The following is a 16,356-nucleotide window of genomic DNA, read 5'->3' as shown; positions in this document are numbered from 1 at the left end:
AGTATACCACACAAATCGACTTTATAACAGAACTTATTGTAGAATAAGTATTTGACAATATAGCGTTCTTGTGGTATTTTTAAAATGAATTATACTAGTTTGGAGGCCACAGTATGCCCTTATTGCTTTACATAGGTCTCCCTCTAGCTGGACTTATTCTTGGATGGACTATTCGCTGGCTGTATGCCAGATTTCAACTATCTGCATCTGAGCAACGGGCGGAACGAGTTAAGCAGGACGCCATTAAGGAAGCTGAAGCACAGAAAAAAGAAATTTTATTGGAAGCGAAAGATCAACTCATTCGAGAACGGAACCAACAAGAACGGGAGAATAGAGAACGCAGAGGAGAATTACAACGACAGGAACGCAGGTTAGCGCTTAAAGAAGAAAGCTTGGATAAAAAAGCCCAAGACTTTGACAAACAAGAACAGGAATTCGTACAACGCGAAAAAATAATTGAACGGCGCGAAACTGAACTGACCGACGAAGAAGAACGGTACCGCAGAGAACTTGAACGCATTTCCGGCTTAACCGCCGAAGAAGCTAAAAGTTTGATTATAAAAGATCTTGAAAACGACGCTCGCCACGATGCTCAAGCGCTGCTCAATAAAATCGAACAGGAAGCTCAGCTTACTGCCGAAAAGCGTGCAAAAGACATATTGGTTACAACCATTCAGCGCATTGCAGCCGAAACAACCGGCGACATTACGGTTACTACGGTATCTTTACCCAGCGATGAAATGAAAGGACGCATTATCGGACGCGAAGGACGGAATATCCGTGCGCTTGAAACGCTGACCGGAGTGGATATCATTATCGACGATACGCCCGAAGCGGTTGTTATATCATGTTTTGATCCGGTGCGAAAAGAAATAGCCAAAACATCGCTTGAACGCCTTATAACTGACGGACGCATTCACCCTGCACGCATTGAGGAAATCGTTCAAAAGGTAACAAAAGAAACACAGCAAAAGATATACGAAGAAGGCGAAAAAGTTTTGTTCGATTTGGGCATTCACAATATGAGCCAAGACGGCGTGCGCGCACTCGGCAGATTGTATTTTAGAACCAGTTACGGACAAAATGTTTTGTACCACTCCAAAGAGGTCGCCGTTATTGCCGGTATGATTGCTGCCGAAATCGGAGCAAACCGCGAATTGGCAAAACGGAGCGCGCTTTTGCACGACATCGGAAAAGGTGCGGAAACCGATTCGGATCAAAATCATGCCGAAGTAGGTATGGATATGGTTCGCAAAATGGGAGAAGATCCCAAAGTCGTTAATGCGGTAGGCTCGCACCACAACGACATTGAACCGGAAAGCATTGAAGCTGTTATCGTACAAATTGCCGATGCGGTTTCCGCAGCACGACCGGGAGCGCGGCGCGAAACGATGGACAATTACGTTAAGCGCCTTGAAAACCTTGAAACGCTCGCCGAAAGTTTTAACGGTGTTGAAAAAGCATACGCTATTCAAGCCGGACGCGAATTGCGGATTTTAATAAACAACGAAAAAATAGCCGATTCGGAAGTAAAAGATTTAGCCCGTAAAATAGCTAAACAAATAGAAACCGATTTACGCTATCCGGGAAGAATAAAACTGACAATGATTCGGGAAACCAGAATTGTCGAATACGCACGTTAGTGCGCTTCCGGTGTACAACCGGCACACGGTTCGTGCGCGGACTCATCATCCGCCGCGCACGAACGCTCTTTTACATCAGCTTTTTTTGTTTTCAACTTCAGCCTAACCATTTTTTAGCTGTCGTTTTTTAGCGCGCCGCATTCAGACGTCAGGTGCTGCCTGTCGGTTGACAAGGCTCTTGTACATCGGTACACTAAAACTATGAGTGATCTTGAAAACACCGGCTGGCAGGACGACTTTAGCGTCGGCTTTACCGAAATAGACTTACATCACAAAAAGCTTTTCCTTATATTGCATAAATTTCAGGAAATTTTAGAGCTTCCCGATGCGGAATACAAAATGCAAATAGGGAAAGTCCTAAAAAATCTGTCCGAATATGCCGAATACCACTTTTCCGAAGAAGAAAAACTGATGACCACTTATCAATATCCCGACCTCGACAAGCACAAAGCCGAACACAGAGATTTTATACATCAAGTGCAGCAGGGTTTTGCAAGCTTGGCAGCCGGAAACAAAGAAGCCGGCAATACTTTTGCCGATTTTTTAGTTACGTGGCTGATTAAACACATTACCATTTCGGACAAAAAATGGGGCGAATATATCAGCACCACTTATCCCGAAAGCAAGCGGTAAACAAAAAGTCAACCGTAAAAATCCTGCGCCAGTATGTCCATCAATATTTCATTATATCGTTTTCTGTCATAACATATGCAGGAACGCCGTTTGCTGCACGTTATCGATATTCATCAAAGAAATATTGCCGATAAGCTTTTCTGTTTCGTTTTCTATTATTCCGTACTGCATGTACAAAAATCAAGGCAGCTGATTACAACAAAACCATAGCAGCTGCCCTGTCGCTCTAGGTGCCTTGTACATATCGCAAAAATAAGCTAGGATATCGTAGTCGCTTGATTAGTCCGGAACTGCCTCAAAAACAGGTTAGTCCGCGCGCGGATATTATCAGCACTTTTTAAAAAACAGGAGCATACCGTGGCAACACCCCTTGAACAATATCTTGCACAAACACCGGCAGAAAAACAAAACGCGGCAATGACCTCATATGTTGCAAACTTACAGCTTGTTTCGGCGGTACAGCCGGAAATCGCCGCCGCAACGGTTAAAGAATTGGAAGCACAGCGCTTGCATTTAAAATTAATTGCAAGCGAAAACTATTGTTCACTAAGCACGCAAGCTGCAATGGGGAATTTGCTTACGGATAAATATGCCGAAGGCTATCCGGAACACCGCTATTACGGCGGCTGCACCAACATCGATACGGTGGAAAACACCGCTGCGCACGAAGCGGAACGTTTATTCGGCGCCGACTATGCATACGTACAGCCGCATTCGGGCGCAGATGCCAATTTGGTAGCTTACTGGGCAATCCTAAATAAAAAAATAGAAATGCCTTCCCTTGAAGAATTAAACGAAACAAATGTGTCCCATTTAACGGACGAGCAATGGCGCAAACTGCGCGAAAAATTAGGCAATCAAAAACTGTTAGGTTTGGATTATTATTCGGGCGGACACTTAACGCATGGATACCGGCAAAACGTTTCGGCGCGCATGTTCGATGCCTATTCGTATACGGTAGACAAAGAAAGCGGTCTTTTAGACTACGAGGCAATTGAAAAACAAGCGATGCAAATAAAACCGCTTATTTTACTTGCAGGCTATTCAGCCTATCCGCGTGCAGTTAATTTCCGCCGTTTTAGGCAAATAGCTGATAAATGCGGTGCCGTTTTAATGGTAGATATGGCTCACTTTGCAGGATTGGTTGCCGGAAAAGTATTTACCGGAGAAGAAAACCCGGTAGAATGGGCGGATATAGTAACAACGACAACGCATAAAACTTTACGCGGTCCGCGCGGCGCTTTAATTTTATGCAAAGCTGAATTTGCCGACTCCGTAAACAAAGGCTGCCCCTTGGTTTTGGGCGGACCGCTCGCTCACATTATGGCGGCAAAAGCGGTTGCCTTAAAAGAAGCTGCAAGTCCTGCATTCCAAAACTATGCGCACAAGGTAAGAGATAACGCACGTTTTCTTGCCGATTCCTGTATAAAACGCGGTATGAAATTACAAACCGGCGGAACCGATAACCACCTTATACTGATCGACGTATCGCCCTACGGTCTTACCGGACGGCAAGCCGAAAACGCATTGTTTGAATGCGGCGTAACGCTTAACCGCAATACCCTGCCCTTTGACCCGCAAGGCCCATGGTGGACAAGCGGTATACGCGTGGGAACTCCCGCCGTAACAAGCTTGGGCATGGGGCAAGCCGAAATGGACAAAATCGCCGACATATTGCACACAGCGCTCAGCGGCACTAAACCCGGAATCGATAAAAACGGCAACAAAGCAAAAGGAAAAATAGAATTGGACGACGCCGTCCGAACGCATGTGCGCCGAACGGCAGCCGAACTTTTAAATCGCTTTGTACTGTATCCAGAACTTGATTTTGATTTTTTAAAAAAGCATTTTTTATAAATCTTTTTTCCACAAACCGTGCAAATTGCAGTATTCATAAGCGGCAACCGGTTTATCGCCTCTTGCCAATGCAAAAACCGCTTTAGGCTGATCGCCTGCGTTTAAACATTTTTGTTGAATACCGTTTTGCGTTTGCAGCCATACCCATTGAATCCAGTGTTTTTCTTCCATAGGGTGTGCCACCGAACCGACCGAAACCGTCACTTCCGATCCGTTAATTTCCACAACGGGAACATGTTTTTCCTGAGCGGCGTCCGTACTGCCGGCAATCAATTCACTCATATTTTCGCCGCAGCAGGACACAGGCACTTCTGAGTCCTGAATTAAAGTAATAACATTTTTACAATGCTTACAAATAAAAAAACGAACATTACACATATAAGCCTCCTGTCTTTAAATATAACACATATTTAAAAAAAAGGCAAAATGTGCAAAAATAAAAGTTATTCTGAATGAAAATCGATTAACGTACGTACCGGAGTGGGAGCAAGCACTTGTTTATGATTTAAAAAAGGTAATCCGACAACCCCGAAGAATTCTGCAACGGAAGCACCGGCTCCTTCAAGTATTGTTTTTACTGCTTTCAGCGTACCGCCGGTTGCAATCAAATCGTCTATAACCAAAAGCCGCTGTCCTGCCGCAATATCGCTTTTGTGAATTTCCACTTCGGCTTTTCCGTATTCCAACTGATACGAACACGACCATGTATCACCGGGAAGTTTCCCCTTTTTGCGCACAAGCACCAGCGGTATTCCCATGCGGTCGGCAAAGGGAGCGGCAAATATAAAACCGCGCGATTCCACACCGGCGACGGCATCAATTTTCATATCGCGGTAAATATCGACCATAGCATCGATACAAAAGCGAAATGCTTCCGGATTAACCAACACACCGGTAATATCGTAAAACAAAATCCCCGGTTTGGGAAAATCGGGGATGCGCCGCAAAGAACGGTCAAGAATCGTTACGTCCATAATCCCATCATACTGTTTTAACGAAGGTGTTGCAATATGTTTTTTAGGCTCAATTATCTTCCGGATCCGCGGCGTTTAAAGCCGTCTACACGGGCGTACGAAGTTGTATTCCAAGAGCTGGTTTCGCCGCGCTGTAAATAGCAGTACCCCACCCCTGCAATCATAGCACCGTTGTCGGTACATAACTTAAGCGGGGGGAAAATACAGTGTAAATCGCTTCGTTCGGCAAGCAAAGCTCGTAACCGGGAATTGGCGGCAACTCCGCCGCCTGCAACCACCGTTTTCAAACCGGTATCTTCGGCTGCTTTAAACAAACGGCTCAATAAAATCTGTACGGCAGCTTTTTGAAAAGCAGCCGCTATGTTTTCAGGCGTTTTTTTATAACCCGCATTCCAAAATTTATCCAGTTGGTTTATTGCTGCAGTTTTTAAGCCCGAATACGATACATCATACCGATGCTCCCCTTTATGCAGTGAAGGAAGCGGAAACGTTGCCGCATTTTCATCGCCGTTTTTTGCAAGCTTATCTATAATAACACCGCCCGGATAACCAAAGCCGTAAAACTTTGCCACTTTATCAAAAGCTTCTCCTACGGCATCGTCAATGGTGGTTCCCAATACTTCTATATCGTCAAAATCGGATACTTTACAGATAATACTATGCCCGCCGGAAACCAGTAAACCCAAATACGGATAAGAAATATCCTGTTCAAGATGGGCGGCATACAAGTGACCGAGCATGTGGTTTACGGCTATAAAAGGTTTACCGAGCGTCCATGCAAAAGTTTTAGCAAAGGTTAAGCCGACCAATAAAGAGCCCATAAGCCCCGGACGGTTTGTTGCGGCAACGGCATCCACATCGGAAGGTTTTAAACCCGCTTCATCCAAAGCGCGGCGTACTACAGGTAAAATCCATTCGGCATGTTTTCGGCTTGCAATTTCCGGCACAACGCCGCTGTACATTTCATGAAACGGTATTTGCGTCGCAATTACATTGCTTAAGATTGTGCGTCCGTTTTCAACAACTGCAGCTGCCGTTTCGTCGCATGAAGATTCTATACCCAGTACTTTCACCGGTTTGCTCCTCGCTCCCGTTCCATACGGCTGAGCGTTGTAAATACATAGCCTTGTGCGCGCAAATCGGCATACATTTCGCGCAGCAATTTTGCAAGAGCTGGGGTTTGCACATGTCCTATCATAACCGCATAACCTTTTTTATCGGCAATCGCAAGACCCCGTTTAATCATCGCTTTCATTTCGGTTACGTCGGGACTGTTATCCAAAAAAACATCCCTTTCCCAAATATGCATACCCCGCTCCATTGCCGCTAAAGGCGCTTGCGTTTGAGAACTGGTACGCGAATCCAAAAATATAATTTTTTCATCTATGCATACGTCGAGCACGGCACCGATAAGTTTACGATCGGCGGTAATAAGTGAGCCTTCATGATTGTTCATTCCCGCAATAGGACCTATTTCCGCTATATTTTTGCGTAAAATGCGGGCAGCTTCGCCGGTTGTCATATCGGGTTGAATTGACGATGGACCGGGATTTATGGAAAGATTTACCGCTTGCATGGGCTGATGCAAAAATACTTCTTTTTTTGCATTTCTTACCGCATCGGCAGTTTTTTTTGAATCGGCAAGGGCAGGCAAAACAGAAACGGTAATCGGAAACGGCAATTCCAAAAACGGAAGGGTTTGTTTTAAACTGTTTCCGGCATCGTCGAATACAAATATCAATTTTCCGCTTTTTTTGGCTTGAACGGGCGACAAGCCCGATGAAGGTTTTGTGCCGGGTACAGATTGTGTGCCGGGTTTTGTTTCCGGTTTTGCCGGTGTGTCATTTTTTTTATGTCCTGCAGGCTCTTTGGTTTTGTCTTTTTCCTGCTGTGTTTGTTCGGCAGGCTTTGCAGGCTTTTGCGGAACGCTACCGCTTCTTTCGCCGGACTTTGCAGGCGGTGCCGCTTTTTCCGGCTGTGCGTGGTCAGCAGATTCCGGAGACGGTTGTACCGGCTTTGCAGGCTGCGCCGGCGAACGCTTTTGTTCGCCCGGCTTTGAAGGAGCCGAAGACTGCTCGCCTGCTCTTTGTTCGGATTGTGTTTGCCGTGTGCTTTTTGAACGTGCGGACGGAGCTAAGCGGATACTAAAAAAAAGCATGCCCAATCCGGCCGCAGCAACAATAAAAATAAGTAAAAAAAGCTTTTGTTTGGGAAGCTTTACTTGCGGCGATTTTTTTTTCATACAGTGTTTTATAATAACTTTTTATAAGCACACTGTCAATGAAGCGCTTGATAAGCGTAAAGCTTATGCGTACTGATATTTTTTTAAAATAACACGCATCTGTTCGCATGCGCGCTTTTCCGCTTGGCGCACGGTTTCAGCAGTTATTCCGAGTGTACGGCCTATTTGACGGAACGTCACTTTTTCTCCGTTTATAAAACTTTTGTATTTGGTTAAAAGAACCGAACGTTCGCGGCTGGGCAAACGTTTAATTAACTTTTCGTAGTCACGCCTCATAACAGCCGACATCGTTTGTTCTGCAGGGTCAAACGAATAATCCGAAAGCATATCGGCAAAAACGATATCCGTGTTTCCATCGCAGTCGACAGCTGCATCGAGGCTGAACGTTTCGCAATCGTATTGACGGGCTTTACGCACCACCGCTTCCGAAACATTCAAATACAATGCAATTTCGCGATCCGTCGGTTCACGGTACAATTTTTGTACTAACTCGTCGGCAGCACAGTCAACCATGTAAGCCAATTCGGTTTTTCGTATCGGAACGGAAACGGTACGTTTTTTTAAACTGATATACCGGCTTATGTAGCGGGTTATACAAGGATAAGCATACGTTGAAAAACGCGTATCAAAATTTGCACTGAATTTTGAAGCAGCTGCCAGCAAAGCCAAATTTCCTTCTTGGACAAGATCCATAAACGAAAAATTCGCAACCTTATACTTGCGTGCAGCAGATACAACCAAACGTAAATTTGCCCGTACAAGCTTTTGTTTTGCCGCTTCGTCGCCTTTTTGAATTTTCCGTGCAAGCTCTTTTTCCTGTTCCGCCGTTAAAAGCGGAATATTTTTAATTTGTGCAATATATGTTTGATACAGTGTTTGCTCCATACCTTTTCTCCTATAAAAGATCTTAAAAACTTCATTAGTAAATATGCAAAAAGCGTGCCAACCAAACACTTAAAAACTAAAACTATGTATCTGTATATAATAAAACAAATTAAAAGTAAGGATAAAAACAAAGATTACGCTAGTAACTGTACAATAGTATACAAAATTGTACAGACCGACGTCTGTTTTTGTATACTTCTACTTTTTTATACAGTTGTTTTTTCTATCGGATATTCGCGGCGCTCTCCGCTGCTGTCCGTAAAAACATAGGTGTGTTCGCCCCGCTCAATCTTTACGTTAAGCAGTTCGGGATCCAGCTGCAACAAATTGATTTTGCCGCCGCCTGAGGGAATGTCGACGGCATATACGGGGGTAGACAAACCTGAAAGCTCTGAACGCACACGCTCGTACAAGCGCACCCCCTCATCGATGGGAACGCGAAAATGAGCAGTTCCCGGTGCCAAATCGCCTTGAAAAAGATAGCCCGGTTTTATACCGATAAGGGTTAAATTATAAAACAAATCGCACAAAGCATCGACGGTATTGTTTACGCCGCGCAACAATACCGTTTGACTTTGCATAGGAATACCGCTTTGTACCAGCGTTTCCAAAACACGGCGTGCTTCAAAACTCCAGCGTTCACAAAATTCCGCACTGTGATTTATATGCGGAATAAGCCACAGCGGGCGGAACTTTTGCAATAAAGCGATTAAAGACGGCGTAAAACGCTCCGGAGCAAATACCGGAGAACGTGTGCACACCCGTATAAGAAGCGAAGGGCGCACATCCTTTAAAGCGGAAAACAAACGTTCAAGCTGTCTATCCGATACGGTTAAAGGATCGCCGCCTGAAATCAATATTTCTTGAATTTCGCTGTGAGATGCAATATAAGAACAGGCATCTTCAATTTCTTTCGGTGAAGCAAAAGGATAATTCAGTACCGGACTTTCGCGGCGGAAACAATAGCGGCAGTGGGCAAAACAGCTTCCGACAGTTAAAAAAAGGCAGCGGTTTTTATATTGGTGCACCAAGCGGCTTCCCTTACAAGCGTTTTTTCCGCCATGCACGGCATAGGAAGCTGCACCCAAGGGATCTGCGTTTTCATACGGTAATATATGCATTTCTGCAGCCTTTGCACACACTTGAGCCGACAAAGCAGCCAGTGCGGCGCGGGCTTTTTCACTGCCGTCATTTTTAAGGCGCTCCATAACGGAACGCCAATAAGGGCTTATATGTTCAGTCATCCAAATTTAAAACGAATGTTTATAGCTGAGCGCAATACGGTTAAAATACCATTCGCGTCCGGCATAAGTTAAATTAAGAGCTTGGCGTGCTTTTTCGTGCGCAGCGGTAAAACTGCGTCTGCTGGAATATTGAAATTGTACGGTTAACTGATCTTTTTTGGTAAATTCAAATATACAAACAGGACCGAGTGAAACATGCATAAAATCCGGATTCATAGGATGGTAAACGGCATTAAAATCCTTTTTACCGTTAAACAATCCTTCCATTTCAAGCGCGAAAGCAACGGTGTGCAGCACAATGGGCATTTGATAACCGAGCACAAAACCTGCGTGGTAATGCCAGCCGTTTATTTTTTCACCGCTTCCTTGATACATCCAAGGATTGCCGTTTTCGCCCCCGGTGCTAATGGCACGGTACATCGTTTTATAAGAAGCAAGCGTAACTACGTGGTGCCACGTACCGGGCACAAGGGCGGCAAGGTCAAACATAAACGTTCCCTGCAGCCACGTATCGCTTCGTACACTTTTAAAAGGCAAACTTTCGTAATCGCCGTAAAGCCCCGTCTCTTTGTCTTTTTTATAGGGATTCCATTTTGCAAGCCCTTGAATTCCTATAAAATCCCATGCGGCGCCGATTGAAGTTCCCGCACCGAACTTTAAAAAAGCAACCGGTGTAAAACTAATACCGATTGCAGGAGCAAGGGAAACCGGACTTAATTCAAATTCTCCGTACAAACGCAAAGTATTATCCTTTACCAAAGGATGATTGCCGAAAGGAACGGGTATCGTATAACCTGCTGCTCCGGTTACGCGGAATTCTATACCGCTGTATGCGCCGGTAATCGGGGCAAAATGATCTTCACCGGGTACATAAGCGCTTTTCGGATAGTATGCAAAATCGGAAGTAACTGAAAAATCCCACGGACTTTTAGGTTTAGCCTCTTGAGCATATAAAAAAACTGCAGCGACCGCACACAAGGCAGCACAAATACCAAACTTATTTTTCACGGTAACACCTCCCGGAACATCAACTGTAGCAGTATAGCACAAATTTGTAAAAAAAGAAACCGCACAAGTTTACCGTTTTTACCATTTTTAACCGAGCTGACACTTCACCTTTTTTATGGTACAATCAATATATGTATATAACCTGTCTTGATTTGGAAGGGGTGTTAGTTCCGGAAATATGGATAGCATTTGCCGAAAAAACCGGCATAGACGAGCTTCGTCTTACCACACGCGATATAAGCGACTACGACGTACTTATGAAAAAAAGGCTGGGCATTTTAAAAGAACATTCGCTCGGCTTACAAGCGATTCAGGATGTTATTGCTCAAATCGACCCGATGCCGGGTGCAAAGGATTTTCTCGATGCTTTGCGCGAGAACTGTCAAGTTATTATTTTATCCGATACGTTTACGCAGTTTTCGCTGCCGCTTATAAAAAAACTGGGAATGCCTGCAATCTTTTGCAACGAACTTATCGTTGGTTCGGAAGGCATGATAAGCGGTTACAAGCTTCGCCAAAAAAACGGAAAATACCATGCGGTGTGCGCTTTGCAGTCAATCGGTTTTAATACGATTGCCGCAGGAGATTCTTTTAACGATTTGGCAATGATAAAGCAAAGCACTCACGGTTTTTTGTTCCGCGCTCCCGAACATATTGCATCTGAAAACCCTGCAATTCCCGCATTGAGCGAATACAGCGATTTACTGAACGAAATTATACGGATTTTGAAAACAGAAAACTGACACGCACATTCGCTCAAAAGGCGCGAAAGTCAAAGACAACAGAGCGCCGACTACACGCGAAAGTCGGAGACAACAAACCGGCAAGCTCACGCAAGAGTCAAAAAAGTCCGGATATATTTCCGTTGTTATCTACGTCTATAGCGCAAGCGGCAGGTACCTTCGGCAAACCCGGCATTACAGTAATATCTCCTGCAAGTACCGTTAAAAAACCCGCACCGCTGTTTAAACGCACATCACGCACGGGAAAACAATACCCTGCAGGAGCGCCTTTAAGCGTTTTGTCGTGGCTGACCGAGCTTTGCGTTTTTGCCATGCACACGGGAAGGTGCGCCCAGCCTGCTGCCGTATATTCTTCGATTTTACGCAATGCCAGCGCACTGAATTCAACTTGCTCCGCGCGGTATATGCGCAGGGCAAGCGTTTTTATTTTTTCAACTAGGGAAACTTCTTTTTTATACAGCGGCTGATACGAAGAAGAAAAGGTTTCGCACACAGACAATACCGTACGGGCAAGGTCCGTTGCACCGCTAGACCCCTTTTCCCAGCTTTCGCATAAAGCAACCGGAACCCCGCTTCCGAAACGGCTTTTTAACGAACGGCACAAGTGCAGCAGCGTTTCCAATTCTTCTTTTGTATCCGAAGCAAATCGATTTACCGCAACGACCGCAGGCACCCCGAAATTTTCCATATTTTCGACATGCAGCTTTAAATTGGCAAAACCGCGTTCAACGGCTTTAGGGTCGCTTTCGCTCAAGTGTTTGCTGTCGGCGCCGCCGTGCATTTTCAGTGCACGCACGGTTGCAACAATTACAACCGCATCGGGTGTAATTCCCGCCGCAGGGCATTTTATATCCATAAATTTTTCGCCGCCCAAATCCGCAGCAAAGCCTGCTTCGGTAACCGTGTATTCGCTTACCGCAAGGGCGCACAATGTGGCATTTATACTGTTGCAACCGTGCGCAATATTTGCAAAGGGACCTCCGTGTACAAACGCGGGCGTTTTTTCAAGCGTTTGTACCAAGTTGGGGCACAAAGCATCTTTTAAAAGAGCTGCGGCGGCGCCGGTTACCCCTAAGTCTTTAAGATACACCGGGCGTTTATCGTAAGTTTTGCCGATAAAAACGGTGTTTAAGCGCTGCTTTAATTCGTTTATCGAACGGGAAAGACATAAAATTGCCATAATTTCACTTGCGGCGGCAATGGTAAAGTGTTCTTCGCGCGGAACACCGTCGGTTGTACCGCCCAAACCGATAATTACATTGCGTAAAGACCGGTCGTTTAAATCAAGGCAACGTTTCCATTCAACCGTGCGCGGATCGATGCGTAAAACGTTCCCCTGCTGAATGTGATTGTCGATAAGGGAAGCAATTAAATTATTTGCAGCCGACACAGCGTGTATATCACCGGTAAAGTGCAGATTTATCTCGTCCATCGGTACGATTTGCGCATAACCGCCACCGCACGCACCGCCTTTTATACCGAAACAAGGACCTAAAGAAGGTTCACGCAAAGCAAGAACGGTTTTTTTGCCTATTTTGCACAATGCGTCGGCAAGCCCTATCGATATGGTTGATTTTCCTTCCCCTGAATCGGTAGGAGTTATCGCCGTTACCAAAACCAAACGAGCACGCTTGTCCGGCTCAGTATTTATCAAGCGATACAATGCATTGAGTTTTATTTTTGCTTTATAAGCGCCGTACAAATCGTATTCGGAAGAAAGTAAACCGAGCGAAGAAGCAATATGTGCAATAGGTTCCGCAACGTTTTGTCGTGCAATTTCAATATCGGATAACATAACTTTACTATATGCTATAAACCGATTTTATAACAGTATGTTACAAAGCATATACACATTTTACGTTACACCCTATTGTGTACAGTACCTATTTAGCGGTAAAATAATAAAATATGACGGCAAAAAAAATTGCATCGTACAGTGCTCTGCTTCCGTATTTTATTATCCCGTTTAGAGCAAAAAGTGCAAAAGCGCTGTTTTTATTTTTAAAAACGATTATCCGTGATTTTTTTTGGCTGCAGTTTTCCGTAAAATTCAAACTTAAAAAAATTCCGGTTGTCAGAGTTGGCGATGCTTTGGACGACACCGTTCCTTTCGATCCTTCAAAAATAAACATTTATCTTGACTTTGTCGATTTTTGGATACGACCGATGACTTTTTTGTTTAAGCGTTTCGGCATAAAAAAAGCACTGCCGTACTGTACCGATTTTTTATATCTTATTGAAACTGCATACAGCACCGCTGCACAAGTATACCGCTTCCGCATGAGCACAACCGAGCGCCCTCACTACACAAAAACGGCAGGGTTTAGGATGATCCATACGCTTGACCCGCATTTACTGTGCGTGCCGAGTTTGCATGTAGTTATCGTTACACTTGCCCGTATATATTACGGCGGAGTGTTTAAACAATTGCACATTGATGAATCTGAAAGAAAACTGTACGAAAAAGAATTAAAAGACGGAGCAAACGATATTATTGAAACCGTATTATATATTAAGCAGCACAGCGTAAACTGCATTCCCGCCGCATTATATATGCTGCTTTATTTGTTAAAAGACCGCTTTACTATTGATACGGCAGTGGAAATTATAAACGGTTTATTTGAAAATGACGATCGTATTTCACTCACGGAAAAAAATGCTATTCACGCTCACATTCACTATATGTTTGAACGCTTGCTTTTACATGGAGTGCACGAAGACGATTGGGCAGCTCCTATTAAACGGTGGCTTATCGGCTGCGAACAAAAAGAAACAGCGCAACCATAAGCACATAAGTGAAGAAAAAAACGCCGAGCACACGCCAATAAAAGCCCCTACACATCGTTGATTTTTTTTTCGGCTTTTCCCTTTTTGTACAGCGAAGCTGAACCGCTTCTCACCGAAGAGCTTTTTTTACCTCGCTTTGCAGTTGAACTTGTACCGAAAAAATCGGAGCGTCCAAAAGCACCTTTGCCGCTTGCAAAACGCGCGTCCCCTTGCTCTTTAACATCAAGGTGCATATGAGGTAAATTACGTTCACGGCGCGAACGTTCCAAAATTTCTTTTCCTGCTTGATAAGGCAAACTGACTAAAGAAAAAGAAGGTGTAACGTCTATGCGGTCTACTAAACGTTGTGGAATATGTAAAAGAGAACTGAAAAACTCCGCTATTTCTTTTGCATTAAAACCGTCGCGCCGTCCCAAACCGACGTACAAGCGCATTTGACCGCTTTTGGGTACATTTGAGCGCACAGATGAAGATCCGCGATTGGCAAAAGCGGAACCGGAGCGTCCAGCAAAGGAAGCTTTTCCGCCTTTAAGCGTTGAAACCGTTCCATAACGCTTCGGATCAAGTTTACTTCCTAAAACGGAAGCTAAAACAAAAGCGAGTACGTCTTGCGCACTGCGGTTTTCACATAAATCTTCAGCCATCTGTACAAATTCGGCATTTATTTCCGGTTTTTTCCAACTGCCGTCCTGCGCAGTGTCTATACCGTTTTGCTCCGAATCCGGCGCGCATACACTCGTATCGGCATCGCATGGTGCAGCGTCCGCGCTGTTTTCAGCACCGGACAGAACAGACAAACCTATGGAACGCTTTAGTTCATTTAAAAGGCGAAGGCGTTTTGCACTGAGCACGGCTTCAACAGAAGGAACAACCGCTTCGCGCATTTCGCCTTTTATCGCCTTGCGCACAGACTGTTTTAAAAACTCCAGTTTGCGCCGCTCTTCGGGTCTCACCAATGTAAAAGCCAATCCCTTTGCGCCTGCCCTTCCTGTACGACCGATACGGTGTACATAGGTAGGACCGTCAAAGGGCAGCGCGTAATTTACAACGTGAGTCAGCCCTTCAATATCAATACCCCTTGCCGCCACATCGGTAGCAACAAGGATTCTTGTTTTTTTCGACCTAAAACGGGACAAAATCTTTTCCCGCTGACTTTGAGGAATATCGCCGTGCAAAGCCGCCGCTTCATAGCCGCGCTCATCCAGCATCCGCGAAACCGTATCGGCATCGGACTTTGTTTGCGTAAATACCAACCCGTAAAAATCGGGCGAAATATCTATCAAACGCACCAAAGCTTCGATTTTTTCGCTTTCACGCACAAACCAATATTTTTGTTCGGTTAAAAGCGGCTGCTCCGGTCCCGTTTCTTCTTCTACGATTTCGTAATCGCCCATAAATGCTGAAGCGATTTTTAAAATAGGCGGCGGCATAGTTGCGGAAAACAACAACACTCTGCTTTCAGGATTTGCTTTTGAAAAAATCAATTCGATATCTTCTATAAACCCCATATCGAGCATTTCATCAGCTTCATCGAGTACAAAAAAATCGATTTGTTCCAAACGCAAAGAACCACGCTCTATATGGTCTTTTACGCGCCCCGGTGTTCCCACAACGATTTCGACGCCTTTACGCAAAGTGCGCAGCTGCTCTCCCATAGCTTGACCGCCGTACACGGCTGCAAGACGGGGAAAACGGGCTGTCGAAAATGATTGTATTTCTTTACACACTTGCAAAGCCAATTCCCGCGTCGGGGTAAGCACCAGCGCTTGCGGATGACCTTTATCTTCGCGGATCGTTTGCACCAAAGGCAAACCGAATGCCGCCGTTTTTCCCGTACCGGTACGAGCTTTTGCAATAACGTTGGCATCTCCGTCTAAAAGGCGGGGAATAGCCAGTATTTGAATAGGGGTGGGTTGTTCAAAACCTTTCGCTTGAACGGCAGACAGCATTCCGCTGTCTAAGCCTAAGTCTTCAAAAGAGATTGTTTGCATAATTTCCGTATCCTTAAGCATATCTTTTAGCCGCAACTGTAGCTGTTGAAAAAACTGTTTTCGACAGCGCCCCTGCAAACCGCTTTCGCGGCTGCCTAAAAACCTATGCTTATATACAGGAAATTCCGAACACGGCTTTTGATATGCACTTTATGCATTCAAGATACTGAAAAACATACAAAAGGTCAAGAAGAATTTTACAAAGAATAAAAAAAAGCCGTCAAAAAACTTCAGTTTTTAGACGGCTTTTTTGATTTTAATAGCGTTAGCGTATAAAGCGGTTTTTATACTTTAAACTTGCTCACTTCGTTCGACAGGTTTTCAATGCTGTGTTTGTTGCGTTGGGTAA

The 16,356-nt window shown here is 44.7% G+C and carries 14 protein-coding genes; 5 read left to right on the top strand and 9 right to left on the bottom strand.

The features are described from left to right. The first annotated feature begins 113 nt into the window (after window positions 1–113). The 3 genes from rny to HMPREF9193_RS07585 all read left to right on the top strand — a co-directional run bounded on the left by rny (window position 114) and on the right by HMPREF9193_RS07585 (window position 4,133). Window positions 114–1,643, top strand: coding sequence for a ribonuclease Y (rny, locus tag HMPREF9193_RS07595; RefSeq protein ID WP_021687523.1), 1,530 nt, complete (start codon window positions 114–116; stop codon window positions 1,641–1,643). Window positions 1,644–1,844: 201 nt separating this feature from the next. Continuing rightward, a complete protein-coding gene (locus HMPREF9193_RS07590) occupies window positions 1,845–2,276 on the top strand; it encodes a bacteriohemerythrin (protein WP_021687521.1) in 432 nt (143 codons plus the stop codon). Between the two features lie 417 nt (window positions 2,277–2,693). Beyond that, window positions 2,694–4,133 carry a glycine hydroxymethyltransferase gene (locus HMPREF9193_RS07585; RefSeq protein ID WP_051306047.1) on the top strand — a complete coding sequence of 480 codons (1,440 nt, stop codon included), beginning with the start codon at window positions 2,694–2,696 and terminating at the stop codon, window positions 4,131–4,133. Here HMPREF9193_RS07585 and HMPREF9193_RS07580 read toward each other — a convergent pair. The 7 genes from HMPREF9193_RS07580 to HMPREF9193_RS07550 form a co-directional block, all read right to left on the bottom strand. Beyond that, window positions 4,128–4,415: a desulfoferrodoxin family protein gene (locus HMPREF9193_RS07580; protein WP_021687519.1), complete on the bottom strand. Its 288-nt coding sequence runs from the start codon at window positions 4,413–4,415 to the stop codon at window positions 4,128–4,130. The genes HMPREF9193_RS07585 and HMPREF9193_RS07580 overlap by 6 nt on opposite strands. Before the next feature lie 161 nt (window positions 4,416–4,576). Next, entirely contained in the window at window positions 4,577–5,107 is a 531-nt protein-coding gene (locus HMPREF9193_RS07575) for an adenine phosphoribosyltransferase (protein ID WP_021687518.1), read from the bottom strand. Between the two features lie 53 nt (window positions 5,108–5,160). Further along, window positions 5,161–6,180 carry a tRNA (adenosine(37)-N6)-threonylcarbamoyltransferase complex transferase subunit TsaD gene (tsaD, locus tag HMPREF9193_RS07570; RefSeq protein ID WP_021687517.1) on the bottom strand — a complete coding sequence of 340 codons (1,020 nt, stop codon included), beginning with the start codon at window positions 6,178–6,180 and terminating at the stop codon, window positions 5,161–5,163. Further along, the gene (locus tag HMPREF9193_RS10865; protein WP_021687516.1) at window positions 6,177–7,349 is read right to left on the bottom strand and encodes a divergent polysaccharide deacetylase family protein; all 1,173 of its coding nucleotides are present in this window, start codon (window positions 7,347–7,349) and stop codon (window positions 6,177–6,179) included. Before HMPREF9193_RS10865 ends, tsaD begins: the two co-directional genes overlap by 4 nt. Before the next feature lie 63 nt (window positions 7,350–7,412). Next, complete coding sequence (locus tag HMPREF9193_RS07560) at window positions 7,413–8,234, bottom strand: sigma-70 family RNA polymerase sigma factor (protein ID WP_040847927.1); 822 nt, start codon at window positions 8,232–8,234, stop codon at window positions 7,413–7,415. 206 nt (window positions 8,235–8,440) lie between these two features. Further along, window positions 8,441–9,478 (bottom strand): KamA family radical SAM protein, encoded by a 1,038-nt coding sequence (locus tag HMPREF9193_RS07555; protein WP_051306037.1) that lies wholly within the window; start codon window positions 9,476–9,478, stop codon window positions 8,441–8,443. 6 nt (window positions 9,479–9,484) lie between these two features. Beyond that, window positions 9,485–10,486 carry a hypothetical protein gene (locus tag HMPREF9193_RS07550; protein WP_021687513.1) on the bottom strand — a complete coding sequence of 334 codons (1,002 nt, stop codon included), beginning with the start codon at window positions 10,484–10,486 and terminating at the stop codon, window positions 9,485–9,487. 131 nt (window positions 10,487–10,617) lie between these two features. Between HMPREF9193_RS07550 and thrH the strand changes: the two genes are divergently transcribed. After that, complete coding sequence (gene thrH, locus HMPREF9193_RS07545; protein ID WP_021687512.1) at window positions 10,618–11,229, top strand: bifunctional phosphoserine phosphatase/homoserine phosphotransferase ThrH; 612 nt, start codon at window positions 10,618–10,620, stop codon at window positions 11,227–11,229. Window positions 11,230–11,326: 97 nt separating this feature from the next. Here the strand turns inward: thrH and HMPREF9193_RS07540 are convergent, their stop codons facing one another. Then, complete coding sequence (locus HMPREF9193_RS07540) at window positions 11,327–13,024, bottom strand: formate--tetrahydrofolate ligase (protein ID WP_021687511.1); 1,698 nt, start codon at window positions 13,022–13,024, stop codon at window positions 11,327–11,329. A 113-nt stretch (window positions 13,025–13,137) separates the two neighbouring features. On the opposite strand from HMPREF9193_RS07540, the gene HMPREF9193_RS07535 reads away from it, so the two are divergent. Then, entirely contained in the window at window positions 13,138–14,016 is an 879-nt protein-coding gene (locus tag HMPREF9193_RS07535; protein WP_021687510.1) for a hypothetical protein, read from the top strand. Between the two features lie 47 nt (window positions 14,017–14,063). Here HMPREF9193_RS07535 and HMPREF9193_RS07530 read toward each other — a convergent pair whose 3' ends face one another. Beyond that, a complete protein-coding gene (locus HMPREF9193_RS07530; RefSeq protein WP_021687509.1) occupies window positions 14,064–16,028 on the bottom strand; it encodes a DEAD/DEAH box helicase in 1,965 nt (654 codons plus the stop codon). Window positions 16,029–16,356 lie beyond the last annotated feature (328 nt).

This window comes from Treponema lecithinolyticum ATCC 700332, from assembly GCA_000468055.1.
Lineage (GTDB): Bacteria > Spirochaetota > Spirochaetia > Treponematales > Treponemataceae > Treponema_C > Treponema_C lecithinolyticum.
This window is presented reverse-complemented; position numbering and strand designations above follow the sequence as displayed.

Excerpts from the sequence above, each read along its gene's own strand:
- rny (WP_021687523.1), top strand. The coding sequence starts at position 114 with ATGCCCTTATTGCTTTACATAGGTCTCCCTCTAGCTGGACTTATTCTT.
- HMPREF9193_RS07590 (WP_021687521.1), top strand. The coding sequence starts at position 1,845 with ATGAGTGATCTTGAAAACACCGGCTGGCAGGACGACTTTAGCGTCGGC.
- HMPREF9193_RS07585 (WP_051306047.1), top strand. The coding sequence starts at position 2,694 with ATGACCTCATATGTTGCAAACTTACAGCTTGTTTCGGCGGTACAGCCG.
- HMPREF9193_RS07580 (WP_021687519.1), bottom strand. The coding sequence starts at position 4,415 with ATGAGTGAATTGATTGCCGGCAGTACGGACGCCGCTCAGGAAAAACAT.
- HMPREF9193_RS07575 (WP_021687518.1), bottom strand. The coding sequence starts at position 5,107 with ATGGACGTAACGATTCTTGACCGTTCTTTGCGGCGCATCCCCGATTTT.
- HMPREF9193_RS10865 (WP_021687516.1), bottom strand. The coding sequence starts at position 7,349 with ATGAAAAAAAAATCGCCGCAAGTAAAGCTTCCCAAACAAAAGCTTTTT.
- HMPREF9193_RS07560 (WP_040847927.1), bottom strand. The coding sequence starts at position 8,234 with ATGGAGCAAACACTGTATCAAACATATATTGCACAAATTAAAAATATT.
- HMPREF9193_RS07555 (WP_051306037.1), bottom strand. The coding sequence starts at position 9,478 with ATGACTGAACATATAAGCCCTTATTGGCGTTCCGTTATGGAGCGCCTT.
- thrH (WP_021687512.1), top strand. The coding sequence starts at position 10,618 with ATGTATATAACCTGTCTTGATTTGGAAGGGGTGTTAGTTCCGGAAATA.
- HMPREF9193_RS07540 (WP_021687511.1), bottom strand. The coding sequence starts at position 13,024 with ATGTTATCCGATATTGAAATTGCACGACAAAACGTTGCGGAACCTATT.
- HMPREF9193_RS07535 (WP_021687510.1), top strand. The coding sequence starts at position 13,138 with ATGACGGCAAAAAAAATTGCATCGTACAGTGCTCTGCTTCCGTATTTT.
- HMPREF9193_RS07530 (WP_021687509.1), bottom strand. The coding sequence starts at position 16,028 with ATGCTTAAGGATACGGAAATTATGCAAACAATCTCTTTTGAAGACTTA.